This is a genomic window from Sphingomonas sp. ID1715, from assembly GCF_013044515.1.
Classification (GTDB): Bacteria; Pseudomonadota; Alphaproteobacteria; order Sphingomonadales; family Sphingomonadaceae; genus Sphingomonas_B.
Genome location: NZ_JABEPR010000002.1, coordinates 529,022 through 542,488, shown reverse-complemented (window position 1 = coordinate 542,488; position 13,467 = coordinate 529,022). Strand labels below are relative to the sequence as shown.

Annotated in this window: 13 protein-coding genes; 6 read left to right on the top strand and 7 right to left on the bottom strand. The window is 65.7% G+C overall.

The genetic code is table 11. The annotated features are described in order from the left end of the window. Positions 1 to 62: 62 nt before the first annotated feature. Positions 63 to 1,022 (top strand): alpha/beta fold hydrolase, encoded by a 960-nt coding sequence (locus HJG53_RS07570; protein WP_171129122.1) that lies wholly within the window; start codon positions 63 to 65, stop codon positions 1,020 to 1,022. A 60-nt stretch (positions 1,023 to 1,082) separates the two neighbouring features. Here the strand turns inward: HJG53_RS07570 and accC are convergent, their stop codons facing one another. From accC to aroQ, 3 genes are read right to left on the bottom strand one after another with little or no spacing between them, the layout of a single operon-like run. Continuing rightward, positions 1,083 to 2,435: an acetyl-CoA carboxylase biotin carboxylase subunit gene (gene accC / locus HJG53_RS07565; protein WP_171129120.1), complete on the bottom strand. Its 1,353-nt coding sequence runs from the start codon at positions 2,433 to 2,435 to the stop codon at positions 1,083 to 1,085. Positions 2,436 to 2,439: 4 nt separating this feature from the next. Further along, complete coding sequence (accB, locus tag HJG53_RS07560; RefSeq protein ID WP_171129118.1) at positions 2,440 to 2,910, bottom strand: acetyl-CoA carboxylase biotin carboxyl carrier protein; 471 nt, start codon at positions 2,908 to 2,910, stop codon at positions 2,440 to 2,442. Positions 2,911 to 2,925: 15 nt separating this feature from the next. Continuing rightward, positions 2,926 to 3,357 carry a type II 3-dehydroquinate dehydratase gene (aroQ, locus tag HJG53_RS07555; protein ID WP_171129116.1) on the bottom strand — a complete coding sequence of 144 codons (432 nt, stop codon included), beginning with the start codon at positions 3,355 to 3,357 and terminating at the stop codon, positions 2,926 to 2,928. Positions 3,358 to 3,412: 55 nt separating this feature from the next. Here aroQ and thiS point away from each other — a divergent pair, with 55 nt between their 5' ends. Both thiS and HJG53_RS07545 read left to right on the top strand, forming a co-directional pair. Next, positions 3,413 to 4,417, top strand: coding sequence for a sulfur carrier protein ThiS (gene thiS, locus HJG53_RS07550; RefSeq protein WP_171129114.1), 1,005 nt, complete (start codon positions 3,413 to 3,415; stop codon positions 4,415 to 4,417). Between the two features lie 120 nt (positions 4,418 to 4,537). Next, positions 4,538 to 6,949, top strand: coding sequence for a TonB-dependent receptor (locus HJG53_RS07545; RefSeq protein WP_171129112.1), 2,412 nt, complete (start codon positions 4,538 to 4,540; stop codon positions 6,947 to 6,949). A 1-nt stretch (position 6,950) separates the two neighbouring features. On the opposite strand, the gene cutA is transcribed toward HJG53_RS07545, so the two are convergent. Together cutA and HJG53_RS07535 are read right to left on the bottom strand one after the other, a co-directional pair. Continuing rightward, the gene (cutA, locus tag HJG53_RS07540; protein WP_171129110.1) at positions 6,951 to 7,274 is read right to left on the bottom strand and encodes a divalent-cation tolerance protein CutA; all 324 of its coding nucleotides are present in this window, start codon (positions 7,272 to 7,274) and stop codon (positions 6,951 to 6,953) included. After that, a complete protein-coding gene (locus HJG53_RS07535) occupies positions 7,271 to 8,272 on the bottom strand; it encodes a COX15/CtaA family protein (RefSeq protein WP_171129108.1) in 1,002 nt (333 codons plus the stop codon). The genes cutA and HJG53_RS07535 overlap by 4 nt, the downstream gene beginning before the upstream one ends. 88 nt (positions 8,273 to 8,360) lie before the next feature. Here HJG53_RS07535 and HJG53_RS07530 point away from each other — a divergent pair, with 88 nt between their 5' ends. After that, the gene (locus HJG53_RS07530) at positions 8,361 to 8,741 is read left to right on the top strand and encodes a MerC domain-containing protein (RefSeq protein WP_171129695.1); all 381 of its coding nucleotides are present in this window, start codon (positions 8,361 to 8,363) and stop codon (positions 8,739 to 8,741) included. 24 nt (positions 8,742 to 8,765) lie between these two features. On the opposite strand, the gene HJG53_RS18665 is transcribed toward HJG53_RS07530, so the two are convergent. Continuing rightward, the gene (locus HJG53_RS18665; protein ID WP_368039531.1) at positions 8,766 to 9,308 is read right to left on the bottom strand and encodes a PEPxxWA-CTERM sorting domain-containing protein; all 543 of its coding nucleotides are present in this window, start codon (positions 9,306 to 9,308) and stop codon (positions 8,766 to 8,768) included. 205 nt (positions 9,309 to 9,513) lie between these two features. Here HJG53_RS18665 and HJG53_RS07520 point away from each other — a divergent pair, with 205 nt between their 5' ends. Together HJG53_RS07520 and dxs are read left to right on the top strand one after the other, a co-directional pair. Further along, positions 9,514 to 9,978 (top strand): Fur family transcriptional regulator, encoded by a 465-nt coding sequence (locus HJG53_RS07520; protein ID WP_171129106.1) that lies wholly within the window; start codon positions 9,514 to 9,516, stop codon positions 9,976 to 9,978. Positions 9,979 to 10,021: 43 nt separating this feature from the next. Then, positions 10,022 to 11,947 (top strand): 1-deoxy-D-xylulose-5-phosphate synthase, encoded by a 1,926-nt coding sequence (dxs, locus tag HJG53_RS07515; RefSeq protein ID WP_171129104.1) that lies wholly within the window; start codon positions 10,022 to 10,024, stop codon positions 11,945 to 11,947. A gap of 6 nt (positions 11,948 to 11,953) precedes the next feature. Here the strand turns inward: dxs and HJG53_RS07510 are convergent, their stop codons facing one another. After that, positions 11,954 to 13,354, bottom strand: a complete 1,401-nt coding sequence (locus HJG53_RS07510) for a methyl-accepting chemotaxis protein (RefSeq protein WP_171129102.1) — start codon at positions 13,352 to 13,354, stop codon at positions 11,954 to 11,956. Positions 13,355 to 13,467: the final 113 nt, after the last annotated feature.

The window sequence follows — 13,467 nt, the reverse complement described above, 5'->3', positions numbered from 1 at the left end:
CGTGCATGCGTAACAAATGCTTTGCAGCCGGCGCCAGTTCCGGCGCGACAAGGGAGCAGGACATGAACTTCACCATCGTCCGCAACGGCGACGTCACGCTGAACGTCGCGGTAGAGGGTGAGGGGCCGCTGATCCTGTGCGTCCATGGCTGGCCCGAGCTCTGGTATAGCTGGCGGCATCAGCTGAGCCACTTCTCCGCGCTCGGCTACAAGGTCGCGGCGCTCGATGTGCGCGGCTATGGCGGCAGCGCCCGGCCGCAGCCGATCGAGGCCTATACGATGCGCAACATCGCGTCTGACCTCGCTGCGATCATCGATGCTCTGGGCGGGGGCGAGGCGATCCTGTTCGGCCATGACTGGGGCGCACCGATCGTGTGGAATACGTCGCTGCTGCATGCCGACAAGGTGCGCGCGGTCGCAGGCCTTAGCGTCCCCTATATGCCCCGCGGCGAGCAGTCCTTCCTGAAGCTGGCCGAGCAGATCTATGCGGGCAAATTCTTCTACCAGCTCTATTTTCAGCAGGAGGGCGTCGCCGAGGCGGAGTTCGAGCGCGACGTGCGCGATGCGCTCCGGCGGATCTATTATTCCGCCTCGGGTGATTTCCGCTCGGAGCATGCCGGTGCGTTCATGGCCAAGGCACCGAGTGCAGGGTTCCTCGACGGCCTGCCGGACCCGCAGCCATTTCCGTCATGGATGAGCGACGCGGATCTGGACGTGTTCACCGCCGCGTTTGAGAAGAGCGGCTTTCGCGGACCGCTCAATCGCTATCGGGCGCAGAATATCGATTTCGAAGAGCTGGCGGAGCTCAAGGGAAAGAAGATCGAGCAACCGGCCTGCTTCGTCGCCGGCGAGAAGGACCCGGTCCGCCGCTTCATTCCCGGCATCGACCTTTATGACCGCGCTGGCGATTTCCTGAGCGACTTCCGTGGCTCCACCATCATCCCGAACGTCGGCCACTGGGTTCAGCAGGAAGCGCCGGTGGAGACGAACCGGGCGCTCGAGGCGTTCGTGCGCTCTCTGTAATGCGCTTGTTTCGAGCGACGTCGAGAAACGCGCTTCTCGACTTCGCTCGAAGCGAACGGGTTAGGGGTTGGAGTCCCTTGCCAACCACTCCTCCAGCCACTTGATCGTGTAGTCGCCCGACTGGAAGTCCGGCTCGTCGAGTAGCGCCTGGTGGAGCGGAATGGTCGTCTTCACGCCTTCGATCACGAACTCCTCGAGAGCACGACGGAGCCGGCGGAGCGCGCCTTCGCGGCTGTGGCCCCAGACGATCAGCTTGGCGATCATCGAGTCGTAATAAGGCGGGATGCGATAGCCGGAGTAGAGCCCGCTATCCACGCGGACGTGCATGCCGCCCGGCGCATGGAAATGCTTGATCAGGCCCGGTGACGGCGCAAAGGTTTTCGCATCCTCCGCGTTGATCCGGCACTCGATGGCGTGGCCACGGAACTGCACATCCTGCTGGCGCAGCGTCAGCGGATGGCCATCGGCAATGCGGATCTGTTCACGGACGAGATCGAGGCCCGTAATCGCTTCGGTCACCGGATGCTCGACCTGCAGTCGCGTGTTCATCTCGATGAAGTAAAACTCGCCCGCTTCCCACAGGAACTCGATCGTGCCGGCGCCGCGATAGCCCATATCGGCCATCGCCTTCGTCACGATGCCGCCCATCCGCTCGCGCTCGGCGGGCGTGATGACGGGCGAGGGGGCTTCCTCCAACACCTTCTGGTGGCGGCGCTGCAGCGAACAGTCGCGCTCGCCGAGATGGATCGCATTGCCCTTGCCGTCGCCGAAGATCTGGAACTCGATATGGCGCGGATTGCCGAGATATTTTTCGATATAGACGGTGTCGTCGCCGAACGCCGCCTTCGCCTCGGACCGCGCCTGGCCCATGAGGCTTTCAAGCTGGTCGGCTGAGGGCACGACCTTCATGCCACGTCCGCCGCCGCCTGACGCCGCCTTTACGATCACCGGATAGCCGATCTCGGCCGCGATCCGCCGCGCTTCGTCGAACTCGCTGACGCCGCCGGGCGAACCGGGCACGAGCGGCAGGCCCAGCGCACCGGCGGTGCGCTTCGCCTCGACCTTGTCGCCCATCGTCCGGATATGCTCGGGCTTGGGCCCGATCCAGATCAGGTTATGGCTCTCGACGATCTCGGCGAAGCGGGCATTCTCCGAGAGAAAGCCATAGCCCGGATGGATCGCGTCGGCGCCGCTGATCTCGGCCGCCGAGATGATGTTCGGGACGTTCAAATAGCTTTCGGCAGCAGGCGGAGGGCCGATGCAGACCGCTTCGTCGGCCAGCCGCACGTGCATCGCATCGGCGTCGGCGGTCGAGTGCACCGCCACCGTCTTGATGCCCATCTCATGCGCCGCGCGGTGGATGCGCAAGGCGATCTCGCCGCGATTGGCGATCAGGATTTTCGAGATCGCCACCGGATTACTCGACGACGATGAGCGGCTGGTCGAACTCGACGGGCGCGCCGTTGCCGATCAGGATGGAGCGGACGGTGCCGCCATGCGGCGCGGTGATCGGGTTCATCACCTTCATCGCCTCGATGATCAGCAAGGTCGTGCCCGCATCGACCTTGTCGCCGACCGCGACAAAGTTGGCCGCGCCCGGCTCCGGCGCCAGATAGGCGGTGCCGACCATCGGCGAACGGATGGCGTTCGAATTATCGACCTGCGGCGGTGAGGGGGCGGCGGCGGGGGCCGGAGCCGCAGGCGGAGCAGCGGCGGGCGCGGGCTGGTAGGCGACGGCCGCCGCCGCCTGCACCTTGCGCGCGACCTTGATGCGGCGCTCACCGTCCTGCACTTCGATTTCGGTCAAGCTGGTGGCGTCGAGCAGCTCGGCCAGCTGGCGAACCAGGTCGGTATCGACCTGCATCGTCCCCTGTACGTGATCAGTCATGGGGGCGGTCCTTTTTCAGAGTTTCGCCGCCGCGTCCAGCGCGAGCAGATAGCCGAGCGCGCCAAAGCCGGCGATGGTTCCCCGGGCGGCCTTGCCGGCATAGCTGCGATGGCGAAAGGGCTCGCGCGCATGCGGGTTCGAAAGATGAACCTCGATGACGGGCACGGTGATCGACTTGATCGCGTCGTGCAGCGCAACGGAGGTATGGGTGTAGCCGCCGGGATTGAGGATGACGGCCTTTGCCTTGTCGGCATTGGCCTCGTGCAGCCAGTCGATCAGATGGCCTTCATGGTTGGACTGGCGGAACTCGACGTCGAAGCCCAGATCCCGCGCGCGATCCTCGCAGGCCCCGGCAATGTCGTCCAGCGTGTCGTGGCCGTAAATCTCCGGCTCGCGCAGGCCGAGCAGATTGAGGTTTGGGCCGTTCAGGATGAAGATGGTCGGCATTGATCCCCTTGCGCGCTCCCCATATTGCCGCCGCACTTACACGATTGGATTTGCGATGCACACCGACGGCACCATCACGATCAGCGTCAATGGCGAGCACAAGCGCGTGGCGGCCGGCCTGACCATCGCGCAGCTGGCGAGCGAACTGGGGCTGGTGCCGGAGAAGGTGGCGGTGGAACGCAACCTCGAAGTGGTGCCGCGCTCCACGCTGGGGCAGGTTGTGGTCGAAGATGGCGACGAGCTGGAGATCGTGCATTTCGTCGGCGGCGGCGACCATAGCGCCAGGATCGACGAGGACAGCTGGACCGTGGCTGGGCGGACATTCCGCTCGCGGCTGATCATCGGCACCGGCAAGTACAAGTCGTTCGAGGAGAATGCCGCCGCCGCCGAGGCATCGGGCGCGGAGATCGTCACCGTCGCGGTGCGGCGCGTGAACATCGCCGACCCGAACCAGCCGATGCTGACCGACTTCATCGACCCGAAGCGCTTCACCTATCTGCCGAACACGGCCGGTTGCTTCACCGCCGAGGACGCGATCCGCACGCTGAGACTGGCGCGCGAGGCCGGCGGCTGGGAGCTGGTGAAGCTCGAGGTGCTGGGCGAGGCGAAGACGCTCTATCCCAACATGGTCGAGACGCTCCGCGCGACCGAGGTATTGGCCAAAGAGGGCTTTCTGCCGATGGTCTATTGCACCGACGATCCGATCGCCGCCAAGCAGTTGGAGGATGCCGGCGCGGTCGCGATCATGCCGCTGGGTGCGCCGATCGGCTCCGGACTTGGCATCCAGAACGAAGTCACCATCCGGCTGATTGTCGAAGGGGCCAAGGTTCCGGTGCTGGTCGATGCGGGCGTCGGCACGGCATCCGACGCGGCGCGAGCAATGGAACTGGGCTGCGACGGCGTGCTGATGAACACGGCGCTCGCCGAAGCGAAAGATCCGATCCTGATGGCGCGGGCCATGAAGCTGGCGGTGGAAAGCGGTCGCCTTGCCTATCGCGCCGGCCGCATGGGCAAGCGCCGCTATGCCGACCCGTCGAGCCCGCTGGCCGGACTGATCTGACCGTTGCGCCTGCGCAACACTGTGCGGCGAAAGCAGCAACGCGGTGAGGGTCCCGCCTTCTCCCCTGTCAATCGGCTGAGTAGAAAAGCCGGCAGGGAATAAAGGTTGGGAGATTTCATCATGTCGGGACATGCAAGCCGTCAGGCGCTGCTGGCCGGGACCGCGTTGCTGCTGGGCGTGCTTGCCGCGCCCGCCTTCGCTCAGGCGGGGGCGCAGGGCGCCGGCGCCGAGGTCGCGGACAGCAATGACGACATCATCGTTACCGCGACCAAGCGCGCGACGTCGCTGCAGGACGTGCCGTTTTCGATTAACGCGCAGACGCAGCAGGACATTCAGCGCTCCGGCTCGGCGACGCTCGAGGACCTGTCGCGCAATGTCGCCGGCCTCACCATCCAGAACCTGGGGCCGGGCCAGAGCCAGGTCTCGATCCGCGGTGTGTCGGCCGGCCAGATTGTCCGCGACCAGCCGGGCGTGAAGGAGCAGGTCGGCGTCTATCTCGACGAAAGCGTCGTCTCGCTGTCGCTGTTCACGCCGGACCTCGACCTGTTCGACCTCAATCGCGTCGAGACGCTGCGCGGGCCACAGGGCACTCTGTTCGGCTCCGGCTCGGTCGGCGGCACAGTGCGCTACATCACCAACCAGCCGACCACCGGCCAGTTCGAAGGTCAGGTCGAAGCCAATATCAACACGATCGATGGCGGGTCGGAGGGCGGCTCGTTGAAGGGCGCAATCAACCTGCCTGTCAACGAGATGATCGCGGTGCGCGCGGTCGGCTATTACACCCGCTATGGCGGCTTCATCGACGCGCTGGGCGAAGGCGGCACGGTCCGGAAGGACGTCAATGACGGCGAGCGTTACGGCGGCCGCCTGTCGGTGCTGTTTCAGCCCACCGAGAACATCTCGATCACGCCGCGGGTCGTCTATCAGAAGATCACCACCGACGGCTTCAACCGGCAGGACGTCTATAACCTCTACGCCAACCCGTACACGACGACCCGTCCGGCCATTCAGCTCGGCGAGCGGCAGCAATATCTGCTGCTGAAGGAAGGCTTTCAGGACGAGACCTGGATCGCCGACCTGACTGCTAACGTCGATATCGGCCCGGTCACGCTGACCTCGGTCACGACCTATATCAACCGCGACATCCTCGTGTCGCGCGATGCCAGTGCGCTTACCGGCTCCGTATCGGTCGACCTGGCCTTCCCGACCGCCGGCGTGCTGTTGCCGTCCAACCTGCGCGACACCACGGACCTGGAGACCTGGACGCAGGAGGTGCGCGTCGGGTCCAACGGCTCGGGTCCGTTCCAGTGGCTGATCGGCGGCTTCTATTCGGATATCGATCGTGTCTATGCGCAGCGCCTGCCAACGCCCGGCTATGATGCGTTCACTGATGCGCGCTTCGGCGCCGGCACATCCGCTGCGGTGGCCAATGGCTTCCCGGCCAACTCGCCGTACAACGCCGACATTCCGTACAAGATCAAGCAAAAGGCCGTGTTCGGCGAGGCCAGCTACGATCTCGGTGAAGTGAAGTTCACTGCCGGCGGCCGCTATTACGACTTCAAGGAAAGCCGCAACTTCATCTCGGGCGGCCTGTTCGCGAACGGCGATCGCCGCATCGGCGATCGCACTAAGTCCGACGGCTTCACGCCGCGCTTCATCGCCACCTGGGAGCCGAGCTCGAACGTGTCGGTGAACCTGCAGGCGGCGAAGGGCTTCCGCCTGGGCGGGGTCAACGATCCCTTGAACCTGCCACTCTGCTCGGGCGGCGCCGGCGGCCCGGATGCGCAGGTCTACGGCAATCGCCCGACCTACAAGGACGAGACGTTGTGGAATTATGAGCTGGGCTTCAAGAGCCAGTTCGGCGGCCTGACCTTCAATGCGGCGGCCTTCCACAACGACATCAAGAACCTGCAGGTGACGGCAGACGCGGGCAGCTGCTCGTCGCGCGTCGTGTTCAACGTGCCCAAGGCGCATGCCACCGGCCTGGAGGTCGAGCTATCGGCACGCCCGGCGGAGGGCGTCAGCTTCAGCCTCAATGGCACCTATGTCGATTCCAAGTTCGACAGCAGCGTGCTCGATGCGAGCGGCGCGGTCATCGCGGGCATCCGCGACGGCAACCGGCTGCCGACGGTGCCCAAGTTCCAGATGTCGGCGAACGGCAATTACGAGTTCCCGCTCTCGGCCGACTGGAAGGGCTTCGTCAACGCCAGCGTCCAATATGTCGGCGACCGCTTCACCCAGCCGGCCGACCAGGAAAACAATCCGCGCACCTTCGTCCACGGCCTCCCGTTCGGCGGCGCGCCGGCCAATGCGTCCACCACGCTCAACCTGAAGCTGCCGGATTATACGCTCGTCAACTTCAGCATCGGCGTGGCGACCGAAGGCGGGCTCGAAGTGCAGGCCTATGTGAACAACCTGTTCGACGAAAACCCGCTGCTCTCGTTCGACCGCGAACGCGGCGGCCGCGCCCGGCTCGGCTTCAATGTCGGCCAGCCGCGCACCTTCGGCATCACCGCACGCCAGCGCTTCTGATCTAGGCGGCCGGGTCCTCGGGTGAGGACTCGGCCGTTATCCATTCTGCATAAGGCGCGTGCGCCACGCCGATCGGCCATGCCACGACCGCCGGCACGTCATAGCTGTGCAGCGCCGCGATGCGGGCGATCAGCGCGTTTGGGCGGCTGGTCTTGAACAACGCGGGGACTTCCTCCGCCCGCTCGACCTTGCCCTGCCAGCGATAGGTGGACCGGCAGGGCGCGAGGATGTTGGCGCAGGCAGCGAGCCGCTCGGCCACGACCGTTTCCGCGATGCGCTGCGCCTCCGCTGCGTCGGCGAACACGGCATAGACGGTGGCGATCACCGCCGCCGTCCGGCCACATGCGCGCCCCAGGCGGCGCTTGCGACGACAAGCGCGCCGACGGCTTGGTGCAGCACCGCCAGCACGATGTTCACGCCGGTCATCACCGTGGCGATGCCGAGCAGGATCTGCGTGCCGAAGGCCGAATGGATGGCGATGCTGGCGCGGCGGTCGCTGCGGCGGGCAATCCGGGCGAGAACGATCAGCGCGACGGCCGCCACCCACGCCCACCAGCGATGCGTCCAGTGAATGAGAAAGGGATCGTTGGTGAGCGTTCGCACCGTGACCGGCACTTCGGGGAAGAAACGGCCGTTCATCAACGGCCAGTCATTGGCGGCGAGCCCCGCGTTCAGCCCGGCAGTCCAGGCGCCGAGCATGATCTGCAGTGCGACGGCGATCAGGAGCAGCATGACGCGGCCGCCGAGCCGCGCCGGCCGCGCGTTCGCGTCGCGCGCGAGCAGGCGCAGGTCGAGTGACGTCCAGATCAGGCCCGCCATGATGAACAGCGCCGTCATCAGGTGGACGGCGAGGCGGAAATGGCTGACATCGGTCCGGACGCTGAGCCCTGACGCGACCATCCACCAGCCGATCGCGCCCTGCAGCCCACCGAGCAGCAGCAGGGCGGTTAGCCGCCAGCCATAGCCGCGCGGAATCTGCCGCCGAACGGCGAACCAGGCGAGCGGTAGCGCAAAGGCGAGGCCGATCACCCGGCCGAGCAGCCGGTGGAACCACTCCCAGAAGAAGATGAACTTGAAATCGCCAAGGCTCATGCCGCGGTTGATCTGCTGGTATTCGGGCGTCGCCTGATAGAGCGCGAAGGCACGCTCCCACTGCGCCTGGGTGAGCGGCGGCAGCGCGCCGGTGATCGGCCTCCATTCGGTGATCGACAGGCCGGACTCGGTCAGCCGGGTGATCCCGCCGACGACGACCATCAGAAAGACAAGGCCGGCGACGAAGAGCAGCCAGTTGGAAATCGCCCGCGGGCGCATGGTGTCGGACATCGGCCGCCCATCTGCTCCGGTCGGATCGAGGAAACAAGTCCGGTCATGTTATGTTGTAACTTAGCAGGCATGGTGCCATATGCCGGACATGGAGTCGCAGGTGCTGCAACGGCTGCCCGGAAGCGGAGCGCTGGACCGATGGGCGATCGCCCTGTCGGGCCTGTGTCTTGCGCACTGCGTGGCGAGCGTGTTCCTGCTGAGCCTGCTCGCGTCGGCGGGCGGAGTGCTGCTCCACCCGATGGTGCACGAGCTGGGCCTGGGACTGGCGATCGGACTCGGGATGTTCGCGCTGGTCCGCGGCGCGCGGGAGCATGGCTATATCATGCCCGCCGCGGTTGGCGGCCTTGGGCTCGGCGTCATGGCCGGCGCGCTAGCCGTGCCGCATGGATCCGCCGAGACGGTTTATACGATGCTCGGCGTCGCCATTCTGGCGCTTGGCCACGACCTTAACCGGCGCGCGAGTCTCTGACGACCCGCAGGCCGGCCGATCGGGTCAGGCGAAGCGCACTAAGGGGCTACGGCGAGTGCGGAGCGCTGCGCCAGCCAGCCCGAAACCACCGATCATCAGTACCCAGCTGGCCGGCTCCGGCACGCCCGCGACACGCTGCACGCTGATCTGCGATGCGTGCCAGATCGCGCCATTGCCGGAATAGAGGAAGCTCTGGATCTCCGGCGTGCCGCCCGGGTGGCGGAGGAAGAAGCCGAAGCCGGGGATCACGGGCGAGACGGTGAAGGCGGTCAGGCCGGTGATGTTGTCGCTGACCATTAGGAAGTCATTGCCCTTGTTGAACGAGAATTTCGCTTCCCGATCGAACGGCACGTTGAAGCCCGTGATCTTCAGCCCGACCGACGAGATCGGCGTGATGAACGCGGCATTGTCATAGGTGAAGCTGAACACGCCCGACGCGTTCTGCACCGGAGCGTCTGCCTCGAAGCCGGTCGCCGTGACCGCGAAATGCTGGGTAATGACAGCCGCATCGGCTTGCGCGCCGAGGGCAACGGCACTGGCCGCCGCAAGAAACATGGTGAATCGCACGAAACAAACCCCTGATCTGTTGAGAATGGGCCTTGCTCAAGAAGGCGGCCGCGCGGTTAACGTGCCGGTCGGGCGAAGCCTGCTCCGCTGCGACCCGCGCGGCGGCTCGTGCGACGCAGCATCATTGTGCGCGACCGAGGCAGCGCAACATGCGACCAAGCGACGCCAGCTTGTCGTGTGTGCCTGTCGCGCCTAGATTTAAACCATGGCCGGCCACTCTCATGCCCATCATGCGGGCGACGATCTCGTCGTCGCCGCCAAGGCCGCGCTGCAGCGGTCGGGCGAGCAATGGACGGACATGCGCCAGAGCGTGTTCGAGACGCTCGCATCGTTCGAACGCCCGGCATCGGCCTATGACATTGCCGAGGAAGTGTCGAAGCGGCAGGGCCGGCGCGTCGCGGCCAACAGCGTCTACCGGATCCTCGATCTGTTCGTCGCCGCCAACCTTGTCCGCCGGGTGGAAAGCGCCAACGCCTATGTGGCGAACGAGCATCCCGATTGCCTTCACGACTGCATTTTCCTGGTCTGCGACAGCTGCGGGCAGGCGACTCACGTCGATGACGATGCGGTCGCGTCGGGCGTGCGGATGGCGGCCAGCCGCAAGGGCTTTGCGCCGGTACGCCCGGTGATCGAGGTGCATGGCCGCTGTTCGGACTGCGCCGACGGCTGACAAGGCGATTGGCCGCAGCGGCCGGGATGGGTAAGGGACGGAAATGTCCGATCTTCCAGCGACACCTCTGCTCGACAAGACTCCCGATCCGCTCGCGCTGCGCAAGCTGGCGCCCGGCGAGTTGCGTCAACTCGCCGACGAACTGCGTGCCGAGACGATCTCCGCCGTGTCCGTCACCGGAGGTCATTTGGGCGCGGGGCTTGGTGTCGTGGAGCTGACCGTCGCGCTCCATTATGTGTTCGACACGCCGAACGATCGGCTGATCTGGGACGTTGGCCATCAGGCCTATCCGCACAAGATCCTGACCGGCCGCCGGAGCCGCATTCGCACGCTGAGGCAGGGTGGGGGACTGTCCGGCTTCACCAAGCGCAGCGAAAGCGAATATGATCCGTTCGGGGCCGCGCACAGCTCGACCTCGATCTCGGCCGCGCTGGGCTTTGCCATCGCCAACAAGATTGCAGGCAAGCCGGGCAAGGCAATCGCGGTCATCGGCGACGGCGCCATGTCGGCGGGCATGGCTTATGAGGCGATGAACAATGCGCGAGATGCCGGCAATCGCCTGGTCGTCATCCTCAACGACAACGACATGTCGATCGCGCCGCCGGTCGGCGGGCTGTCCGCCTATCTCGCGCGGCTGATTTCCTCGTCCGAATATCTGGGGCTGCGTTCGCTCGCCAAGCGCGTGACGCGCAAGCTGTCGCGTCGCGTCCACGACGCCGCGGAGAAGGCCGAGGAATTCGCCCGCGGCATGGCGACCGGCGGTACGCTCTTTGAAGAGCTGGGCTTTTATTATGTGGGCCCGATCGACGGCCACAATCTCGACCATCTGATCCCGGTGCTCGAGAATGTCCGCGACAGCGAACAGGGGCCGATCCTGGTTCATGTCGTGACCAAGAAGGGCAAGGGCTATGCCCCCGCCGAGGCGTCCGCCGACAAATATCACGGCGTGCAGAAGTTCGACGTGATCTCCGGCAAGCAAGCCGCCGCGCCGGCCGGCCCGCCACAATATCAGAATGTCTTCGGCGCGCAGCTAATCAAGGAAGCCGAGCGCGATCCGACCATTTGCGCCATCACCGCGGCGATGCCGTCCGGCACCGGCCTGTCGAAGTTCGCGGAAGCATTCCCCGAACGCTTCTTCGATGTCGGCATCGCCGAGCAGCATGCCGTCACCTTTGCCGCCGGCCTCGCCGCACAGGGCATGCGCCCGTTTGCGGCGATTTACTCGACCTTCCTGCAGCGTGCCTATGACCAGGTCGTGCATGACGTGGCGTTGCAGAACCTGCCGGTGCGCTTCGCGATCGACCGTGCCGGCCTGGTGGGAGCAGACGGAGCGACGCACGCGGGCAGCTTCGACGTGACCTACCTCGCGACCCTGCCGAACATGGTCGTGATGGCGGCTGCCGACGAGGCCGAGCTCGTGCACATGACGCACACCGCCGCCCTGCACGACTCAGGGCCGATTGCGGTTCGCTATCCGCGCGGCAACGGCGTCGGCGTGGCGCTGCCGGAAACGCCCGAGCGACTGGAGATCGGCAAGGGCCGGATCGTCCGCCAAGGAAAGACTGTCGCCATTCTTTCGCTCGGCACGCGGCTGGAAGAGGCGCTCAAGGCCGCGGATCGGCTGGAGGCCCAAGGCCTGTCGACGACCGTCGCGGACCTGCGCTTCGCCAAGCCGTTGGACGAAGAGCTGATTCGGCGGGTGCTGACCAGTCACGAAGTGGCCGTGACGGTGGAGGAGGGCGCGGTCGGCGGGCTCGGCGCGCATGTGCTGACCCTCGCCAGCGACTCCGGCCTCATCGATGCGGGGCTGAAGCTGCGCACCATGCGGCTGCCCGACATCTACCAGGATCACGACAAGCCGGAGCTGCAATATCGTGAAGCCGGGCTCGATGCCGACGGCATCGTCGACACGGTGCTGAAGGCGCTCAGGCGCAACAGCGTCGGAGTGGTCGAGGGCGCGCGCGCCTGACGGCGATCAGCGATCGACGTAGGCGATCTCGAAATTGCCCCAGCGGCGGCCATTGATCCACAGCGGCACATAGACGTTCTTGACCATCAGTGCTTCGTTGCCGCGGTCGAGCTGATACACCGCCATCATGAACGGCGCGTCGCTCCTGACGGCCCGCATGGTCGTGTCGTCGGCCAGGATCCGGCGATTGCGGCAGTTGCGGTCGTTCCACTCCCGATCGCCGGCCTTGGGCGGCTTCGAGCGGCGGCTCTGGTGGGTGGGCAGATAGCCGTTCACGTCCGAGATCACCGAACCCTCGATGGCGGGGTCACTATCGGTCACGCGATCGATGATCGGCTGCACGACGCGATCCGCCCAATCGCAAAAGTTGGTATCGAATCGCTCGGGATCGGAGCCGGGAATCAGCCGATAATCGGTGTCGAACACATCGGCTGAGCGGACTTCCCCGCGCTCGATCGCCCGCTCGATCAGTTGCTGGATTTCGTCGCGGGCGCTGAGGGCCAGTTCGACGAAGCGCTGATCGTCATGGGCGAAACCGCTGTGCACGAGCTGGTCGAACATGCGATTGGAGAGCAGCTCCATCTCGCTCATCTTTGCCTGAGCGTCGATCAGCAGAGCGCCATTGGCGCGCGCTTCGGCCACGAAGCCGGCCAGCTCGTCCTTCACGCGAATGGCATTGTCGTGGATGTGGCTGGTCGAACGCGCGATGCCGTCGGACTGCTGCTCGACCAGTTCGACGATCTGCGCGACCTCGGCGACGGTGTCGTTGACGCGTCCGAAGCTCGTCTGCGCCGCGCGGCTCTTGGCGACGCCGGCGCCGATCTCGGCGACGAAAGTCTCCGCCTCGTGCGCGAGCGAAGCGACCGTCTCGCTGATCTCTTCGGTGGCGCCGCGCGTGTCCTGGGCGAGCTTCTTCACTTCCGCGGCCACGACCGCAAAGGTGCGGCCCGCCGCGCCGGCGCGCTCCGCCTCGATGGCGGCGTTGAGCGCCAGCATGTTGGTGGTGCGCGCGATCGAGTCGATGCCGGCGGTGACGCGCTGCACCTGGGTCATGGCGGCGGCGAAGTTGGTGACCTGTTCGCCCAGGCGCACGACCAATTCGGTCAGCGCGGTGAAATCGCTCATCGACTGGCTGATGATGCGCGTGCCCTCGTCGAGCTTGGTGCGCGCCTTTTCGGCGAGTAGCCGGGCTTCGTCGGTCGAGTCGGCGGCGCGTCGCTGGTCCGCCTCCAAGAAGGCCGTTACCTTCTCGAGATCGGCGAGCACGGCCATTTGCCGGCCCAGGCTTTCGGCCACCCGCGTGACATGCGTCGCGGCGGCGGTGCAGCCGACCGCCAGGTCCCCGCACGACTTTGCCACCGCGTCGATCGCGCCCGGATCCGCTGCTTTGATTGCGCCCTCAAGCATGCTCTTCTTTCGTCTTGTTCGACTGGGACTTAGCCAGAATGGGTTGAAGATGGTTTAACCTCGAAAGCGGCTCATTAGCCGCATCTTAAGCACGTGCGCGGCATTGGGGGAGC